At 41.9% G+C, this 15,422-nt stretch carries 10 protein-coding genes; 7 read left to right on the forward strand and 3 right to left on the reverse strand.

Going from position 1 to position 15,422, the window contains the following annotated elements; genetic code table 11:
* The first annotated feature begins 11 nt into the window (after positions 1–11).
* Entirely contained in the window at positions 12–2,486 is a 2,475-nt protein-coding gene (locus tag IPP86_01270; GenBank protein MBL0137142.1) for a fibronectin type III domain-containing protein, read from the forward strand.
* A gap of 72 nt (positions 2,487–2,558) precedes the next feature.
* Here IPP86_01270 and IPP86_01275 read toward each other — a convergent pair whose 3' ends face one another.
* Positions 2,559–2,954 carry a DNA-binding protein gene (locus IPP86_01275; GenBank protein ID MBL0137143.1) on the reverse strand — a complete coding sequence of 132 codons (396 nt, stop codon included), beginning with the start codon at positions 2,952–2,954 and terminating at the stop codon, positions 2,559–2,561.
* Positions 2,955–3,357: 403 nt separating this feature from the next.
* Between IPP86_01275 and IPP86_01280 the strand changes: the two genes are divergently transcribed.
* The 4 genes from IPP86_01280 (at position 3,358) to IPP86_01295 (ending at position 10,856) form a co-directional block, all read left to right on the forward strand.
* Complete coding sequence (locus IPP86_01280; GenBank protein MBL0137144.1) at positions 3,358–3,855, forward strand: hypothetical protein; 498 nt, start codon at positions 3,358–3,360, stop codon at positions 3,853–3,855.
* Positions 3,809–5,554 (forward strand): T9SS type A sorting domain-containing protein, encoded by a 1,746-nt coding sequence (locus IPP86_01285; GenBank protein MBL0137145.1) that lies wholly within the window; start codon positions 3,809–3,811, stop codon positions 5,552–5,554. Before IPP86_01280 ends, IPP86_01285 begins: the two co-directional genes overlap by 47 nt.
* Before the next feature lie 390 nt (positions 5,555–5,944).
* A complete protein-coding gene (locus IPP86_01290; GenBank protein MBL0137146.1) occupies positions 5,945–6,337 on the forward strand; it encodes a hypothetical protein in 393 nt (130 codons plus the stop codon).
* 46 nt (positions 6,338–6,383) lie between these two features.
* Positions 6,384–10,856, forward strand: a complete 4,473-nt coding sequence (locus IPP86_01295; protein MBL0137147.1) for a T9SS type A sorting domain-containing protein — start codon at positions 6,384–6,386, stop codon at positions 10,854–10,856.
* A gap of 30 nt (positions 10,857–10,886) precedes the next feature.
* Here the strand turns inward: IPP86_01295 and IPP86_01300 are convergent, their stop codons facing one another.
* On the reverse strand, positions 10,887–11,405 hold the full coding sequence (locus IPP86_01300) for a DUF1905 domain-containing protein (GenBank protein MBL0137148.1): 519 nt from the start codon (positions 11,403–11,405) through the stop codon (positions 10,887–10,889).
* Positions 11,406–11,430: 25 nt separating this feature from the next.
* The gene (locus IPP86_01305; GenBank protein ID MBL0137149.1) at positions 11,431–11,865 is read right to left on the reverse strand and encodes an SET domain-containing protein; all 435 of its coding nucleotides are present in this window, start codon (positions 11,863–11,865) and stop codon (positions 11,431–11,433) included.
* A gap of 220 nt (positions 11,866–12,085) precedes the next feature.
* Here IPP86_01305 and IPP86_01310 point away from each other — a divergent pair, with 220 nt between their 5' ends.
* Both IPP86_01310 and IPP86_01315 read left to right on the forward strand, forming a co-directional pair.
* On the forward strand, positions 12,086–12,961 hold the full coding sequence (locus tag IPP86_01310; GenBank protein ID MBL0137150.1) for a T9SS type A sorting domain-containing protein: 876 nt from the start codon (positions 12,086–12,088) through the stop codon (positions 12,959–12,961).
* 133 nt (positions 12,962–13,094) lie between these two features.
* Positions 13,095–15,401: a TonB-dependent receptor gene (locus tag IPP86_01315; protein MBL0137151.1), complete on the forward strand. Its 2,307-nt coding sequence runs from the start codon at positions 13,095–13,097 to the stop codon at positions 15,399–15,401.
* The last annotated feature ends 21 nt before the right edge of the window (positions 15,402–15,422 follow it).

A 15,422-nucleotide genomic window follows, 5' to 3' on the forward strand; every position in this document is an offset into this window, starting at 1 on the left:
AAATCCAGGCCATGAAAAATATTATCTCCCCCAGAATTCGATTGCCGTTTCTTATGGCAATTCTTGGATTATTGTTTTTATCGACCAGTGAAATCCATGCGCAATGTAATGTGCCTTCAGGATTGTCAACAACCAATATTACAAATACCGGAGCGAAATTAAATTGGGCTACAACAGTGGCTGATAGTTTTTTGGTTCGGTATTATGTGAGCGGGACCACTGCTTATTTTTATAAAACAGTAAAACCGGGAACAAGTGTAAACACCACACTTACGGGTCTATACCCTAACACGGTTTATTACTGGCAAATTCGTTCATGGTGCAGCAATGGAACAAGCGGTGCTTATCAAACCACTCCGGCTTCTTTTACCACAACAAGTACAACTGTAGCTTGCGTTACACCAAATCTTGCAACAACAGGTACTGTTACTGCAAATACAGCCGTAATTTCCTGGGGAAATTATGTAACTGCTGACAGTTTTCAGGTTCGTTACAATGTAAAAAATACCACCAATTATGTTTGGAAAAAAGTGCCGGGCTCAGCGCACTCAACAACACTTACCGGTTTATTACCAAATACACAATACGACTGGAGTGTACGTTGTATTTGCGCCAGCAACCCTACACAGGCATATTGCGCGACTGTAACATTTACAACCCTATCCTCCAGCTGTGGCACTGCTGATGTGTATTATTTTTCTTCTTCTTCGATTACATCCAACAGCGCAATTGTAGGCTGGAGGGCCGTTACCGGAGCTGTCAGCTATAATATTCGATATGCGGTTCGTTATTCAAATAACTGGGTAACGGTTTCGTCTACTACAGTTAGTAAATCGTTGAGCAATCTTGTGTCATCCACATGGTATGAATTCCAGGTACAATCGGTTTGTTCATCCGGTGCAGGATCATGGTCCACTTCAGGAATTTTTCAAACCTTGTCAGGAGTGCTTGCTGTAAGCAGAGGACCTTATCTTCAGTTGTCTACAACCAATAGTATTTATATTCGCTGGCGTACTAACAATGCCAGTGATACCAAAGTGAAATATGGAACAAGCGCTACAAATTTAAATCTTGCTGTTTCAAATTCTACGTCTTCAACTGAACACATCATTCAATTGACGGGCTTAACTGCAAATACCAAATATTATTATTCCGTCGGATCGACTACTACGACTATCCAGGGAGATACAGGAAATTATTTCATGACCAACCCTGCTGTAGGATCTACCGGACCTGTACGGATCTGGGCTTTTGGGGATTTTGGCGTTGCCAGTAACGCGCAAGCTCAGGTAAGAGATGCTTACCGAAACTATACCGGAACAAGGCATACAAATGTATGGCTCTGGCTGGGTGACAATGCCTATAACGATGGAACAGATGCGGAATATCAAACCAAGGTGTTCAACATGTATCCATATCAGTTCAAAAAATATGTTGTTTGGCCTTCTTCAGGAAATCATGATTTGCATACAGCGAATGCAGCGAATCAAACGGGTCCGTATTTCGATAATTTCACTATGCCGAAAAATGGGGAAGCCGGTGGTTTATCATCAGGCACTGAAGCGTATTACTCCTTCAACTACGCGAACATTCATTTCATTTGCCTCGAATCAAATGATGCAGCCTATCGTGCTACAAATGGGGCTATGGCAACATGGCTGACCAATGACTTAAATGCGAATACACAGCGTTGGACAATTGTTTATTTCCACCATCCTCCTTATTCAAAGGGTTCGCACAACTCCGATACTGAAGTTGAATTGATGGAGATGCGTACGAACATTATGCCTATTCTGGAAAACAAAAAGGTTGACCTGGTAATGGCCGGGCACAGTCACTCGTATGAACGTTCAATGTTGATCAGAGGACACTACGGACTCGAAAGCACATTCAATGCTTCGACAATGGCTGTGAGTTCTGGTAGCGGTATTTATCCAAGTTCATACACTAAAGCGGCTCCAAATTATTACGGTACAGTATACCTGATCTGCGGTGTAGGTGGACAAGTAGGAGCAACAACTGCAGGCTATCCTCACAATGCGATGTACACTTCTTCTGTTGCAAATTACGGAAGCATGGTGATTGATGTTCAGGGTGACCGTCTGGATACAAAATTTCTGACATCAACAGGAAGTATATGGGATCAGTTTACCATTCAGAAAAGCGGAACTCCTTCGCCGGCACTTCGCACAGGAATTGAAATGGACCAAAATGTTCCTATTGCCGATCCAATGGCAATATACCCGAACCCTGTGCACGATTATCTCACAATTGAATATGAACTGCGCAACTCTTCCCCTGTTCAGGTAGACGTTATGGATCTTTCCGGACGAATGGTCTACAGAATAGCTGATGAAATGGAGCAACCGGAAGGACGGAATCAATTACACTTCCCGATTCGTGATGCAAATCTTCCCAAAGGCGTTTACATTATCCGTCTCATTACGGATGAATACGTTCAATCAAAGAGAATACTGGTGGAGTAAATATTCACTAGATAAGAATAGAAAAAACTCCGGTGAAAACCGGAGTTTTTTTTTGGGGGAGTGTACAAAGGTTTATTTGGGAACAATTTTTAATTCTTTGTAGCCGGTTTGAGCGTCTGTTTCACGAAGGTAATAGACATCTTCGGGTTCAAGAATAACAATTTCCGCAGTCGTACGGACAATTGAGCCCTCTTTCAAATGACCTCCGCTGGCTTTACCCTCCTGATCAGTCACGGTAATATGAAAATGTGAACCTTCTTTTGAAAAAGTTCCGGTAAGGGAGGTTATTTCCAGCGGGCCCGGAACAGAATCCGTTTGTTCTTTCCCCGCGAACCGGATGGTTGCCACAGTGAGGCTGCCTACACAGGTTACAATTGCGGCGGCATCGAGTTTTTTGTCTGATGCATATGAATCCAGGGAATGTTTAAGGTCATTTCCGGGGCTTAATCTCAAGGAGTGAATTTTCATAGATAAAGGGAATTAGTGCATTGTTTTGAACGATTCCAGATAAGGATTCAAAGCACAACAATATTACAGGATATGGTTCAGTAATTGTTGTTTATTTTCATTTATGAATTGGAATTTCCATCAAATAATTATTTTTTTATTGGAATCACCTTTGAATTTTTCCAGTAACAGATTTTTGGGATGGTATTTTTTATTCTGAAGTGGAAGATTTTGGAGTATGAATGAAAATCGTCGATTTCCTTATATAACATGATGAAAGTCCGCAACAGTATTGACTTTGCTTAGTATCTTCACGGCGGATGCGGGAGAGCTTATTTCCAATAAATTAGCATTGCAAAATTTGACAAAAGCAAAACATTATACCAATACCTCAATATATAAAAACCAAATTAAACATAAAATCATGATTCGAAAATTACTACTTAGTTTATTGCCGCTTGCATGCATAGCATTATTGACAAGCGAGCAAATGAGTGACAATGGAAGGGCGGGTAGAACAGGCTCTCCGGGAGAAGGAACATGCACCAGCTGTCATGGTGATTTCGCCTTGAACAGCGGTGGTGGATCTGTTTCCATTTCAGGAATTACCGGCGGTGTGTACACTCCCGGAACTACCTACAATATGAGTATAACTGTCGCACGGACAGGCAGTACAGTTTTTGGGTTGGATTGTGAAGCTCTAAACGCTTCAAATACAAATGGCGGGACATTGGTAATAACCAATTCTGCTGAAACACAGATTAAAATGTCAGGTGTTAAGTCAAATGTTGTACACCAATTGGATGGAGGACATACACCAAACACACACACATTTAACTTCAACTGGGTGGCACCGGCCGCAGGCGCAGGGTGCTGTGACATTTTATTTCACCGGGCTTGCAGGAGATCATCAGGGCGATGAAGGCGGAGACTATGTATACTCCGGTACCCTTGCTTTGGCTGAACAATCCTGTACAACTCCCGCACAACCTGGGTCAATTACAGGTAACACTACAGTATGTTCCGGTTCTTCAACTTCCTATTCTATTGCAGCTGTTTCCGGCGCAACAAGTTATACCTGGAGTCTTCCTTCAGGCTGGACTGGTTCTTCTACCACTACCTCCATCAATGTAGCAGCTGGTAGCACTGCAGGCAACATCTCAGTGACTGCAAACAATGCATGTGGAAGTAGTACAGCGAGTACATTGGCTGTTTCAGCTTCAGTTATTTCTGGTGCGATGTCTTCCAATGATGTAAGTTGCAATGGATCCAACAATGGTTCTGCAACTGTTGTTGCAAGCGGTGGAGCTGCTCCATATACTTATGCATGGTCTCCTACAGGAGGTACAGCAGCTACAGCATCAAACCTGGGAGGGGGAACCTACACCGTGACGATCACGGATGCTGCCAGTTGTAGCCAAACTGCAACAGTTTCTGTATTCGAACCAACTGTATTGACCGGAACAACTTCTTCTACGGATGCAAGTTGTGGTACTAACAATGGAACCACTACAGTAGTTCCTGTCGGTGGAGTTTCTCCTTACACTTATGAATGGAATTCCGTGCCTCCACAAACCGGTGCAACAGCTACCGGTCTTGGAGCAGGTACTTATGATGTAACTGTAACGGATGCTTACGGATGTACACTCACAGCAAGTGCATCGGTGGCTCAGAGTTCAGGACTGTCTGCATCTGTGTCACAAACTGACGTTACATGTTTTGGAGCTAATGATGGTAGTGCAACTGCTACTGTAAGCGGAGGTGCTGCACCATATACTTATTCATGGTCACCAGCCGGAGGTAGTGGGGCAACTGCAACAAATCTTGCCGGTGGTGTTTACGATGTAACCATTACTGACGCGGGTGGATGTACCTCTGTACAACAAGTAACCATCCTGGAACCAACAGAATTGATCGCGGATGCCGGAACAACTGTTTCTGGTTGTGAAGGTACCGGCATTACAATTGGCGGTTCACCTACTGCCAGCGGTGGAACAGGTCCGTATACTTATTTGTGGGACCCTGCAACAGGACTGAATTCTGTCAGTGATCCAAATCCGGTAGCGACACTTACAGCTACTACTGATTTTACTGTTACAATCACTGATGCGCACAATTGTGCTGCTCAGGCGACAACAACTGTTGGTATCAATTCCCTTCCAACTCCTGTAATCGTTTTAAATGGCTCCATGTTGTCAACTTCAGGTGGGGTATCTTATCAGTGGTATGTAGATGGAACGCTTATTCCATCGGCAGTGAATGCTGACTGGACACCGCTTGTAATTGGTGATTATACAGTTGCTGTTACAGATGCAAGTGGATGTGTTGGATTATCTGCGCCATACACAGTTACAACTGTTGGTATTCGTTCGCTTGATTCTGAAAATGGATTCGTCGTATATCCAAATCCTGCTTCACAACAATTGCATGTAAAATCCGTTGCATCTTATCTTGGATCTTCTGTTCATGTGTATGATGTTGCAGGACAAGAAGTACTTCAAACGATTTTGTCTGAAAATGATCAGGTGATCTCTCTTGAAAATATTGCCAAGGGCATGTACACAATTGTAATCGATAATGGTTCAACAAAGAAAATGACCCGTTTCGCGGTGACTAAATAATACTTTCCATTCATTATGAAAAGCGATAAGGATTCAAATCCTTATCGCTTTTTTTTTGATTTGTACCGGAAGTGAAACAGCCAGTTTAATTTTAATAATTTGTTAAACCAGGACATTGCCGGCCGATTTTAACAAAATCTGTGCATTTTTTAATGTTTTTTCTTGGATTAAGGCCTCCGAAATGAGCCACCAGAGCGATTTTTACCAAGTAATTTCCTGCATTTGCCCAATTGACGCGGCTTTATAGATATACACCCTCGAAAAGGCCTGATTTTATTGTACTTTTGCATGGATGCCAATTCTGGATTTTAGATTAAGAAACTGTAAGGTTTCTTATGACATTAATCAATCGTATTTAGAATGAAGGCGTTTAATTGAAAACCCCATTTTATGATTTTGAAAAAATACGCCTCCTTTTTCTTGTTCCTGATTTTGCTTTCATGGTACACAGAACTTCATGCTCAGGAGCATGTTGTACAAAATTCAAGTTCAGGCAATCATAAAGAGTTACTGTTGCGCATGCCTTTACTTTCCGATAAAACAGCCGCCATTGTTGAGTCATCACTTCATGCACTGGCCGGGGTTGAGCGTGTCGAAGCCTGTTACGATCCTGCGGTGATGATCATTACCTATGACCCTACACGTATCACTGATGAAAATAGCATTGTCGAACATATTCGTAAGCAGGAAATAAATACAAATGTGGAACCTCTGACAACCAGAGATATTCCACAGATACGAAAGAACTATTCAATTCAAACCATAAACACATTGAACAAATAAAAGCAGATTCATAATAATCCGAACTGAGTTTACCCCCCACTCACTCATGAAACCGTACAAAATTCTTTTTACCTTTTATTGTTTTGCCCTTTTATTGCTTTCAATTGAATCGTATTCTCAATCGAACAATCTGTGCCCTCAAGGCAGTGTTCCCACACTTAATGTGAATCCCTGTACCGGCTCAACGGATTATACCATTGATCAGGCCTGGACAGTTGATAACACTGCGAACGTATCCAATAACACCGCATGTGTAACATCCGCAAATAACAGAAGAGACGGGTGGTTTAAATTCGTCGCTACTTCTACCACCACATCTGTTGTCGCTACTGTTGCAAGTGGAACACGTAATGTTGCTCTTGCAGCGTACACCGGAGCATGTGGATCCATGACGGAAGTAGCCTGTATAAATGCAGGAGGAAACGGGACTACTGAGACACTCACTTTTGCAACGGTTATCGGGACTACGTATTACATCCGTGTGATACGAATTAATTCAGGCTTCACAGGTAATGATATGGATGGAACCATCGATGTGGTTACAGCTGTGACCAATGATAATTGTGTTACCGCGACACCGCTTACTCCAGGTGCAGTAGGAGCCGCTTGTGCTCCGGTTTGTACAGGAGTCTTTGGCGCTACTGCTTCAACACCGGCAACCGGTTGTTCGGGAACGGCGAATGATGATGTCTGGTTTTCGTTTACTGCAACTCAGATTTCACATGTGATCACTGTAGACGGGGCTCCGAATTTTAATGCAGTGGTTGAATTGTTGGGCGGTGCTTGTGGTGGTCTCACTAACCTTGCATGCGCTGATCTTACCGGTAATGGGGGAGTAGAAACACTAACATTTAATAACCTGGTTGCAGGAAATACATATTATATCAGAGTGTATGATTATGATAACAATGTACCCGGTGATTTTGAATTCAACATCTGCGTTACTTCTCCGGTGATTCCTACATGCCCGGCAAGTCTTGGCGGAGGTGTGGTGAATATCGCGAATCTTCCTTACGTATCCATCGGACGATCCACCAATGGAAAAGGAAATGATATTACCGCATTGAATGCATTGGTTTGTGGCAACAGCAACTATTACCAGGGTTTGGATGAAGTTTTTGTTTTCACACCAGCTCTCAGTGGAAATTTATCCATCTCTCTTACCAGTGGTAGCTCAAATGTCGGGATCATGCTGTATGATGGCTGTCCGTTTATTGGGCAGGGCGGTTCCTGTGTCGATTATTCACAAAGCAGTTCAGGGAATCAGTTTATATGTACAAATGTAATTGCAGGACACACTTATTATCTCGTAGTTGATCGTAATAGTGCCAATAGCCTGAACAATTATAATATTTCCATTTCAGCTCCTTCACCGGGTGGCGCGCCGGGTTCTACCTGCGCAAACGCTGTTACAATTGCTTCACTTCCTTTTAACATCACGAATCAAACCACACAATGTAAAGGCAACGATTATACAAATTCCAGTACGGGTTCCTGTACTTCTCTTTATGAAAGCGGAGAAGATATGGTTTTCGCGTATACAGCATTGGGTAGCGAATGTATCCGAATAACTTTGAGTAATACAAATTCCACTCAAGCTGGTTTTCAGTTGTATGAAAACTGTCCTGGCAGCCCCGGAGCCAATTGCCTTGGATTTATCGGTGGCGGAAATGTCGCCGGAAATTTTTCTTTACCAGGTCCGGGAACATATTATATCATAGTTGATTCCTGGGACCCGCCAAGTTCAGTCATTTTTGATTTGAACGTAAGCACTTCTCTCGCAACTTCTCCTAATGATTTTCCATGCAATGCAATCACTCTGCCAATAGGAGTGAATGTGAATGGAAATAACAGTTGTTCAAGTGGTTCGCTTGAGCCTGCAGCACCTTCCTGTTGGACAAGCGGAGAATTAAATACAGTGTGGTACAAAGTAGTACCGACTACCACCAGCCTGATCATTAAGACATTTTTAGGTACACTTTCTAATACACAAATTGCATTGTACCAGGGAGCTTGTGGCAGTTTGACACAAGTTGCTCCAAACAGCAGTTCCTGTAATCAGGATATTTCCTGTGGTTTAAATTCTACAAACAATTCTCAGATTACGGTGAATGGACTTACGATAGGTCAAACATATTATATTCGTGTAGACGGTGAAAATGATATGACCGGAACATTTGGAATACTTGCTGTAAATACATCTTCCGGACTTCCGCCTGTATATGGACAAGAATGTATTTCACCTGTTCCCGTTTGTCAAAACAGTGTGAATGTTGGAAATCCGGGATATACTGCATTTGGAAATGCCTGCGATTTTTCAGCGTTCCAAAATTGTCTTGCTTCGGGAGAAAGAGCGTCTGCATGGTATACTATTCCAATCGGAGTAGATGGAACGCTTGAATTTGATATCGTTCCGAATGACTGGCTGGGCGCACCGAGTACTGTGAGTACAGATTATGATTTTGCCATCTGGGAAATCGGAGCCAGTGGTTTGCAATGTTCTCAGCTTGGTTCCACTGCTCCGGTACGATGTAATTACAGCGCGCTAGGACTTTCCGGCTGCAGCGGGACAGGGAATTCTCCTGGAATGTATCCAGGCTTTAACGGATCTTATGAGTCAGCAATCAATGTACTTGCAGGTCAGGTGTATTTGCTGGAGGTTAGTAATTATACCAATAGTACTTCCGGTTTCACTTTAAATTTCTCAAGTGTACCTGATCCTGTGAATTACTCAGCAACACCGGGAACAATGACATGGCTGGGTGGAACAAATACCAGTTGGGCTGTTGCAGGTAACTGGGGAGCCTGTAATATTCCAAATTGCGCTGTGGATGCAGTTGTGAATTCCACCTCCATCAATCAACCAACTGTACTCGCTAATCAAACGGTGAATAGTATTGTTATCAATGCAGGAGCTTCGCTTACTATAAATCCAAATGTTACCCTCTCTGTATGTGGCGATTTTACCAACAACGGCAGCTTTATCGCTCTTCCAGGCTCTACGGTAAAATTTGTTGGCTCAGGAACACAAACTATTTCAGGTAACCTCACAGGCGTGAATGGATTTGCTAATATGACCATGGAAAAACCGGCTGGAACATTGTTGATCAATTCAGATATCACGATCAAGGAAAGTGATTCATTGAAGAGTGGTTTCTTTGATCCAAATGCAAAGATTATTCGTGTCGGAAAAAATTTCTACAATTTTGATGGTATCTCCACGCATTTGAGTCCTGCCACAGGTTCAACCTATATATTTAACGGTTCCGTGAATCAAAATTTTACAAACCTGGATGATGATATTGTTCTGGATAATGTACAAATGAGTCAGACCGGAGCATTTTCATTAATACTCGGAGCCGGTGTAAACAACAATTTGAACATCGCAGGAAATCTTACATTGACCAATGGAAAAATAGTGACAGGAGCAAGGGAAGTTGTTGTTACAAATCCCGCGAACGCTGCGGTGTCACCCGGAAATATTAACAGCTATGTCGAAGGAAACTTGCGACGCTCGTTAAACAATAACGCTACAGGTATTTATGATTTTCCTGTCGGCCATGCTGCAGGAGGGTATCAATTGGCAAGAGTTGACTTTACTTCTCCTACTCAAATTCCGGAAATCAGCGCACATTTTTCAACATGGCCTGCTGTTCCGAACGGACCTGTTGCCAGCGAATGTGTTCTTGCGGATTACTCTCCTAACCAGGCATTGAACCATGGCTACTGGACACTGGAAGCCTCTGCCAACGGAAATACAGGGATGTATGATCTTTCAGTTTTTAACCGTAGTTATACCAATGCTGCATCTCCCGGTGGATGGACAGTGATGAAACGAATGCCTGCAGGTTCCGGTGCATGGTCATTGGATGGATCCTGTGTTTTGACCAGCACTCTGGCTATAACTCAAAGAATCGGAATGACTGACTTTGGGGATTTTGGAACAGCGCAAAGCACATCCCCGCTTCCTATAGAGTTGCTGATGTTTGATGCATCCGTTGTACCAAAGGGTGTTCAGTGTGTCTGGAAAACTGCAAGCGAAACGAATAATGATTATTTCGTGATCGAAAAAAGTGCGAATGGAATAACTTTCGAAACAGTGGGCACAGTTGATGGAGCCGGAACAACTTCTGAATTGCACAGTTATTCCTGTTTGGATAAAGATCCCTACAAAGGTCTTTCGTATTATCGTCTTAAACAAGTTGACTTTGATGGCGTGTACACATATTCTGAAATCGTTGCTGTACGTATCAAAGGTTCATTAGGCGACATTCATATTTATCCTAATCCGGTTAATGAAGTTCTACAATACGACTTCGATCTGGAGCAGAGCGGAAAAATTCAAATTCAGATTCTTGATGTTCTGGGAAATATTGTCGCTGAAGAACAAAAAGATTTTCATGCTGGAATCGTGCATTCGGATTTCCAGGTGAAAGATCTTTCGGATGGAGTATATTATTTAAAGATCTCCTCTGATCAGCTGAACAGCAAAACGAAATTTATCAAGTACAGAAAGTAAATCAGGAGGAAGTGTAAGGAAATTATTTTCCTATTGTTGTCTTGCTTTTTTTTCTGCACGTAGCATTTCGGGGTAGCCCATCTTTTTTGACAGTGCATTCAGGCTTCTGGCAATTCTTTTTGCTTTGGTTTCTTCCGCTTTCGCGTCCGCGATCCATTTGGAGAAATAATGCTGATGCGAGAGGGGAAGGGATTTGAAAAAATCAAATGCAACAGGATCGTCGGCGAGACACTCCATGAATTCCTTGTCGAATTTCCGCTCGGATTTATCCCTTTCCAGTTTCACATTCAGCATGGCTCCTTCACGCTTGCCGATTCCCTTACGCATCGAAGCGTTGATGGCCATGATAAATTCTCCATCTCCCATTGGCAGTATAGCTACACCTTCAATTTTAAAATCATCAAGTTTTCCTTTTACCCGAAATGATTTTTTATTTCCAGGGAACAATTTTTCAGCCAGGTCCGCAGGTATGACAATATAGGTCCACCCGGTTTTCTCACCGTGTTTTTTAAATTTCAGAATTGTTGTTTTGTACTCAACGGATTTCATTAGTATTAGTAGATGAGTATTCTGATTATTTTTTTGATGATTTCATCCTTTTTTCCTTTTCAATTTTTTTTATCAGATCCCAGAATTCTTTTCCATACTCAACAAAGATTTCTTCACCCTTCAGAATATTTCTGGTCGCATCGATAAAACATTTGTTCCCTTCTACCATGTATTCCGAGTTATTTTTCAGTCCAGGAACTCTTGCTAAGCCCTTCGCGTCATTGGCGAATCGTCCCATTGCTTTTTTATAAGGAAGCGCGTTGATGGCAATTCGGTTATTGATTCTGAAAATATAGGCATTTCGACCATCTTCTTTTTTTAAATCTTTCCAGGGTTGCAATCTTCCCTTGTATTCAACGATCCGCGTTCCTTTGGAAATATTCACATTTGTGAACAATCCCATACCGGCTCCGGGAAGAAGAGATTTTTTAATGATTAAATTTTTTTCAAGATAGGCCATCACTTATGTTCCTTTCTGCAAATGAAGAAAATTTAATTGAAATAAACATTGAAGTATTTTTCGGGCCAGGAAATTTTATTAAGACACATTTTTAAGCAAATGAATCTGTGTTGACTTTGGTTTATTAACAATTCAACTGTAATATATTTTGTATTGTTTTTATTGAAATGTATTTCTGATGCTGAATTTTATAACTTTACTTCCTCTCCAAACAATCAACATGATTAAAAATATACTCCTTATTTCTGCCTTTTTTCTAACGACTGTGGTGTATGCACAAAATGCATTGCCCAATCCCGGATTTGAAAACTGGACAACTGTTAGCAATTACGAAGATCCGGACGACTGGCATACACTCAACGCTTCCACTGCATTTGTTGGTGTTCTGACTGCTCAAAAAGCCAGCGGAACGGATGCGCACAGCGGAAATTTTGCGATTCATCTGACCACAAAATCGGTATTTGGCCAAACAGCGAATGGCCTTGCTACAACAGGGACAATTGATGTGCAAAATCAAACCATCACAGGCGGGCTTGCATATACGTTAAGACCTGACAGCATCAGCGGCTGGTTTAAATGCGCTCCTGTAAACGGAGACAATGGCTTTGTGGATTTTGTATTGCTCGACATTGCAAATGATACCGTTGGATTTGCGGATTTTACAACACCTACGACTTCTGTTTCAGCATACACGTATTTTTCTGTTCCCATCACTTATCGTAGCGGAGCAACACCTGTCTTATCAAGAACAACCATCTCTTCCAGCGCAGGATATAACTCTGTTGTGAACAGCACCATGTATATTGATGATCTGGCGCTGATCTTCAATCCGAATAAAGTCGCCGAACTTCCTGCAGGAAGCAAGGCCTTATTCTCTTTCATGAATTCAAGCATTGAACTGCTGGTCAACACATCCATTGATCACAGAAAATCAATTCACCTTTATGACAGTAACGGGAAATTGGTTTTTTCTTCAGGATTTGAAGCCAGGAACATGACTTTTCAATTGTCTTTTCTCGCCAAAGGAATTTACATGATACAATTGAATGATGAAGCTACTCGGGAAGTATTCACAGGGAAAGTTTTTGTAAATTAATTTTGCTTCGTTGGAGATGATGAGAATTCATAGCACATCCAGCAAACATTTACAGTTTGTTGTTTGCCTTATTATTTCTATTCTTTTTTCAAATACTCTCCATAGTCAAAACCTATCTGGAGTCAAGGGAGTCGTGCACAGTGCTGAATACGGAGAAGCTGTTGCCGGTGCGCTCATTTATGATCTAAAAAATTCACAACAAGCTGTTTTAACTGCAGCTGACGGAAGCTATACTTTATCCTTAGCTCCGGGGAGCTATAAAATTATTTGTGCATTGCTGGGTATGAAGCGGGATACCATTGACATCGAAATTTCTGATGGACAATGGCTGAACCGGGATTTTAAACTCGAGCCGCTTTCAAAAATGCTGGATGTTGTTGTCGTATCAGCAGGGAAGTATGAGCAAAAACTGGAAGAGCTCACCGTTTCCATGGAAATAATTAAACCATCTCTGATTGAAAATAAAAATACGACCAATATCAGTACTGTTTTGAATTCCGTTCCGGGCCTGACTATACTGGACGGTGAACCGCAGATTCGTTCGGGCAGTGGATTTTCCTTTGGAGTGGGAAGTCGTGTTGGAATTCTGATTGATGATATTCCTATCCTGATTGGTGATCAGGGCCGACCGGAATGGTCTTTTATTCCGATTGAAAATATTGATCAAATTGAAATTGTGAAAGGAGCTTCATCCGTATTGTATGGTTCTTCAGCGTTGAGCGGGATTATACATGTACGTACAACCTATCCAAAAGAAAAACCGGAGACAAGAGCTGAAATTTATTTCGGACAATACGATGCACCGGATCAAAAAGGAGCCAAGTGGTGGTCGGGTGCGGCACCACAATACGGATTTTCATTTCTTCATTCCACTCGTTTAGGGAAAAAGAAAAATCTCGACTTCACCATCAGCGGTAGAGCATTGAACGATCATAATTTTATCGGGCCGGCTCAGCCGGTTAAATTCATTCCGATTGCTGTTGATACTACTCAAGATGACAAAGATGTCGCCACACGATTGGGTCGTGTTAATTTCGCATTGCGTTATCGTCCGGAGAAAATAAAAGGACTTGCTTATGGACTGAACGGAAATTTCTTTCAATCCCATGATAATTTCACATTGATCTGGCTGAATGATAGTTCAGGAATGTATAGAGCATTTCCGGGTACTATGACAATTTCCAATATGATCATGTATTATCTGGATCCATTCGTCACTTATTTTTCAGCTTCAGGAATGAAGCACGAATTGCATGGAAGAATATTTCGAAATCAGGTTGAAAACAACAACAGTCAATCTAACGCAAGTACTGTGTATTTCAGTGAATACAGAATTTCCAAAGAGCTGGCACGAATGAAATCTATCCGTTTCACCGGAGGTGTTGTCTTGAATGCTGTGTCGAGCCATGCTGAATTGTATTCCGCCAGCGGACATCCGGATAATAGCATGAGAAATTATTCCGGTTATGTGCAGTTGGATAAAAAGATCAAGGATGTACTCAATTTATCTGGAGGTTTTCGTGGAGAATATTTCCAAATCAACAATGAAGCATCCTCGTTCAGACCTGTGATTCGAGGAGGATTATCGCTCGCGATTTCAAAAGGAACATTTTTCCGGGCCTCTTACGGTGAAGGTTATCGCTATCCTACCATCACGGAGAAATTTATTTTCACCAGCGTCGGAGGAATCTCTGTATTTCCGAATCCTGATCTGAAACCAGAAACAAGCCATGGCGCTGAAATGGGTTTGAAGCAGGGTTTTAAAATCCGGAACGTTTACGGTTTTATTGATGCAGCCCTCTTCCAGGAATCTTATTCGAACACCATCGAATACACGTATGCTTTGTGGCGACCGGATTCAGCGGGATTTAAATTTGTCAATACCGGTGAGACACGCGTACGTGGATTTGAATTTTCATTGGCAGGAAAAGGGAAACTCAACAGAAACTGGTCGATTACTTTTCTGGCAGGTTATACAAATACGCTTCCACAGACTCTGGAAAAGGATTATGTCTATGCAGTTGACCAGCCGAGTCCGGGTTTTACTCCGACACAATTGAGTTATTTGTCTACAAGTACAGATACAACTGACAATGTTCTGAAATACAGATTCAGGAAAACGATAAAAGCGGATCTTGAAATTACCTGGAAAATGATCAGTATCGGGTGTAGTATGAACTACTACAGTTTTATGGAGAATATCGATAAAGTGTTTTACGATATTGATATGCCATATCGTCTTCCTACCGGAATTAAAAAGTACAGGGAAAATCACAAAGGAGGTACGACTGTTTACGACGGAAGAATTCGAGTAGAGGTGAATCAAAACTTCTCGGTTTCTGTGGTCAGTTCTAATCTGACGAATTTGTCTTATTCTCTGCGGCCATTAAAAATCGAATCACCAAGAACCATCCGTGTTCAGGTGAGCGCGAAATTTTAATAAAGGAAAAATAGGGATTAA

It is taken from the genome of Bacteroidota bacterium (assembly GCA_016720935.1).
Lineage (GTDB): Bacteria > Bacteroidota > Bacteroidia > AKYH767-A > 2013-40CM-41-45 > JADKJP01.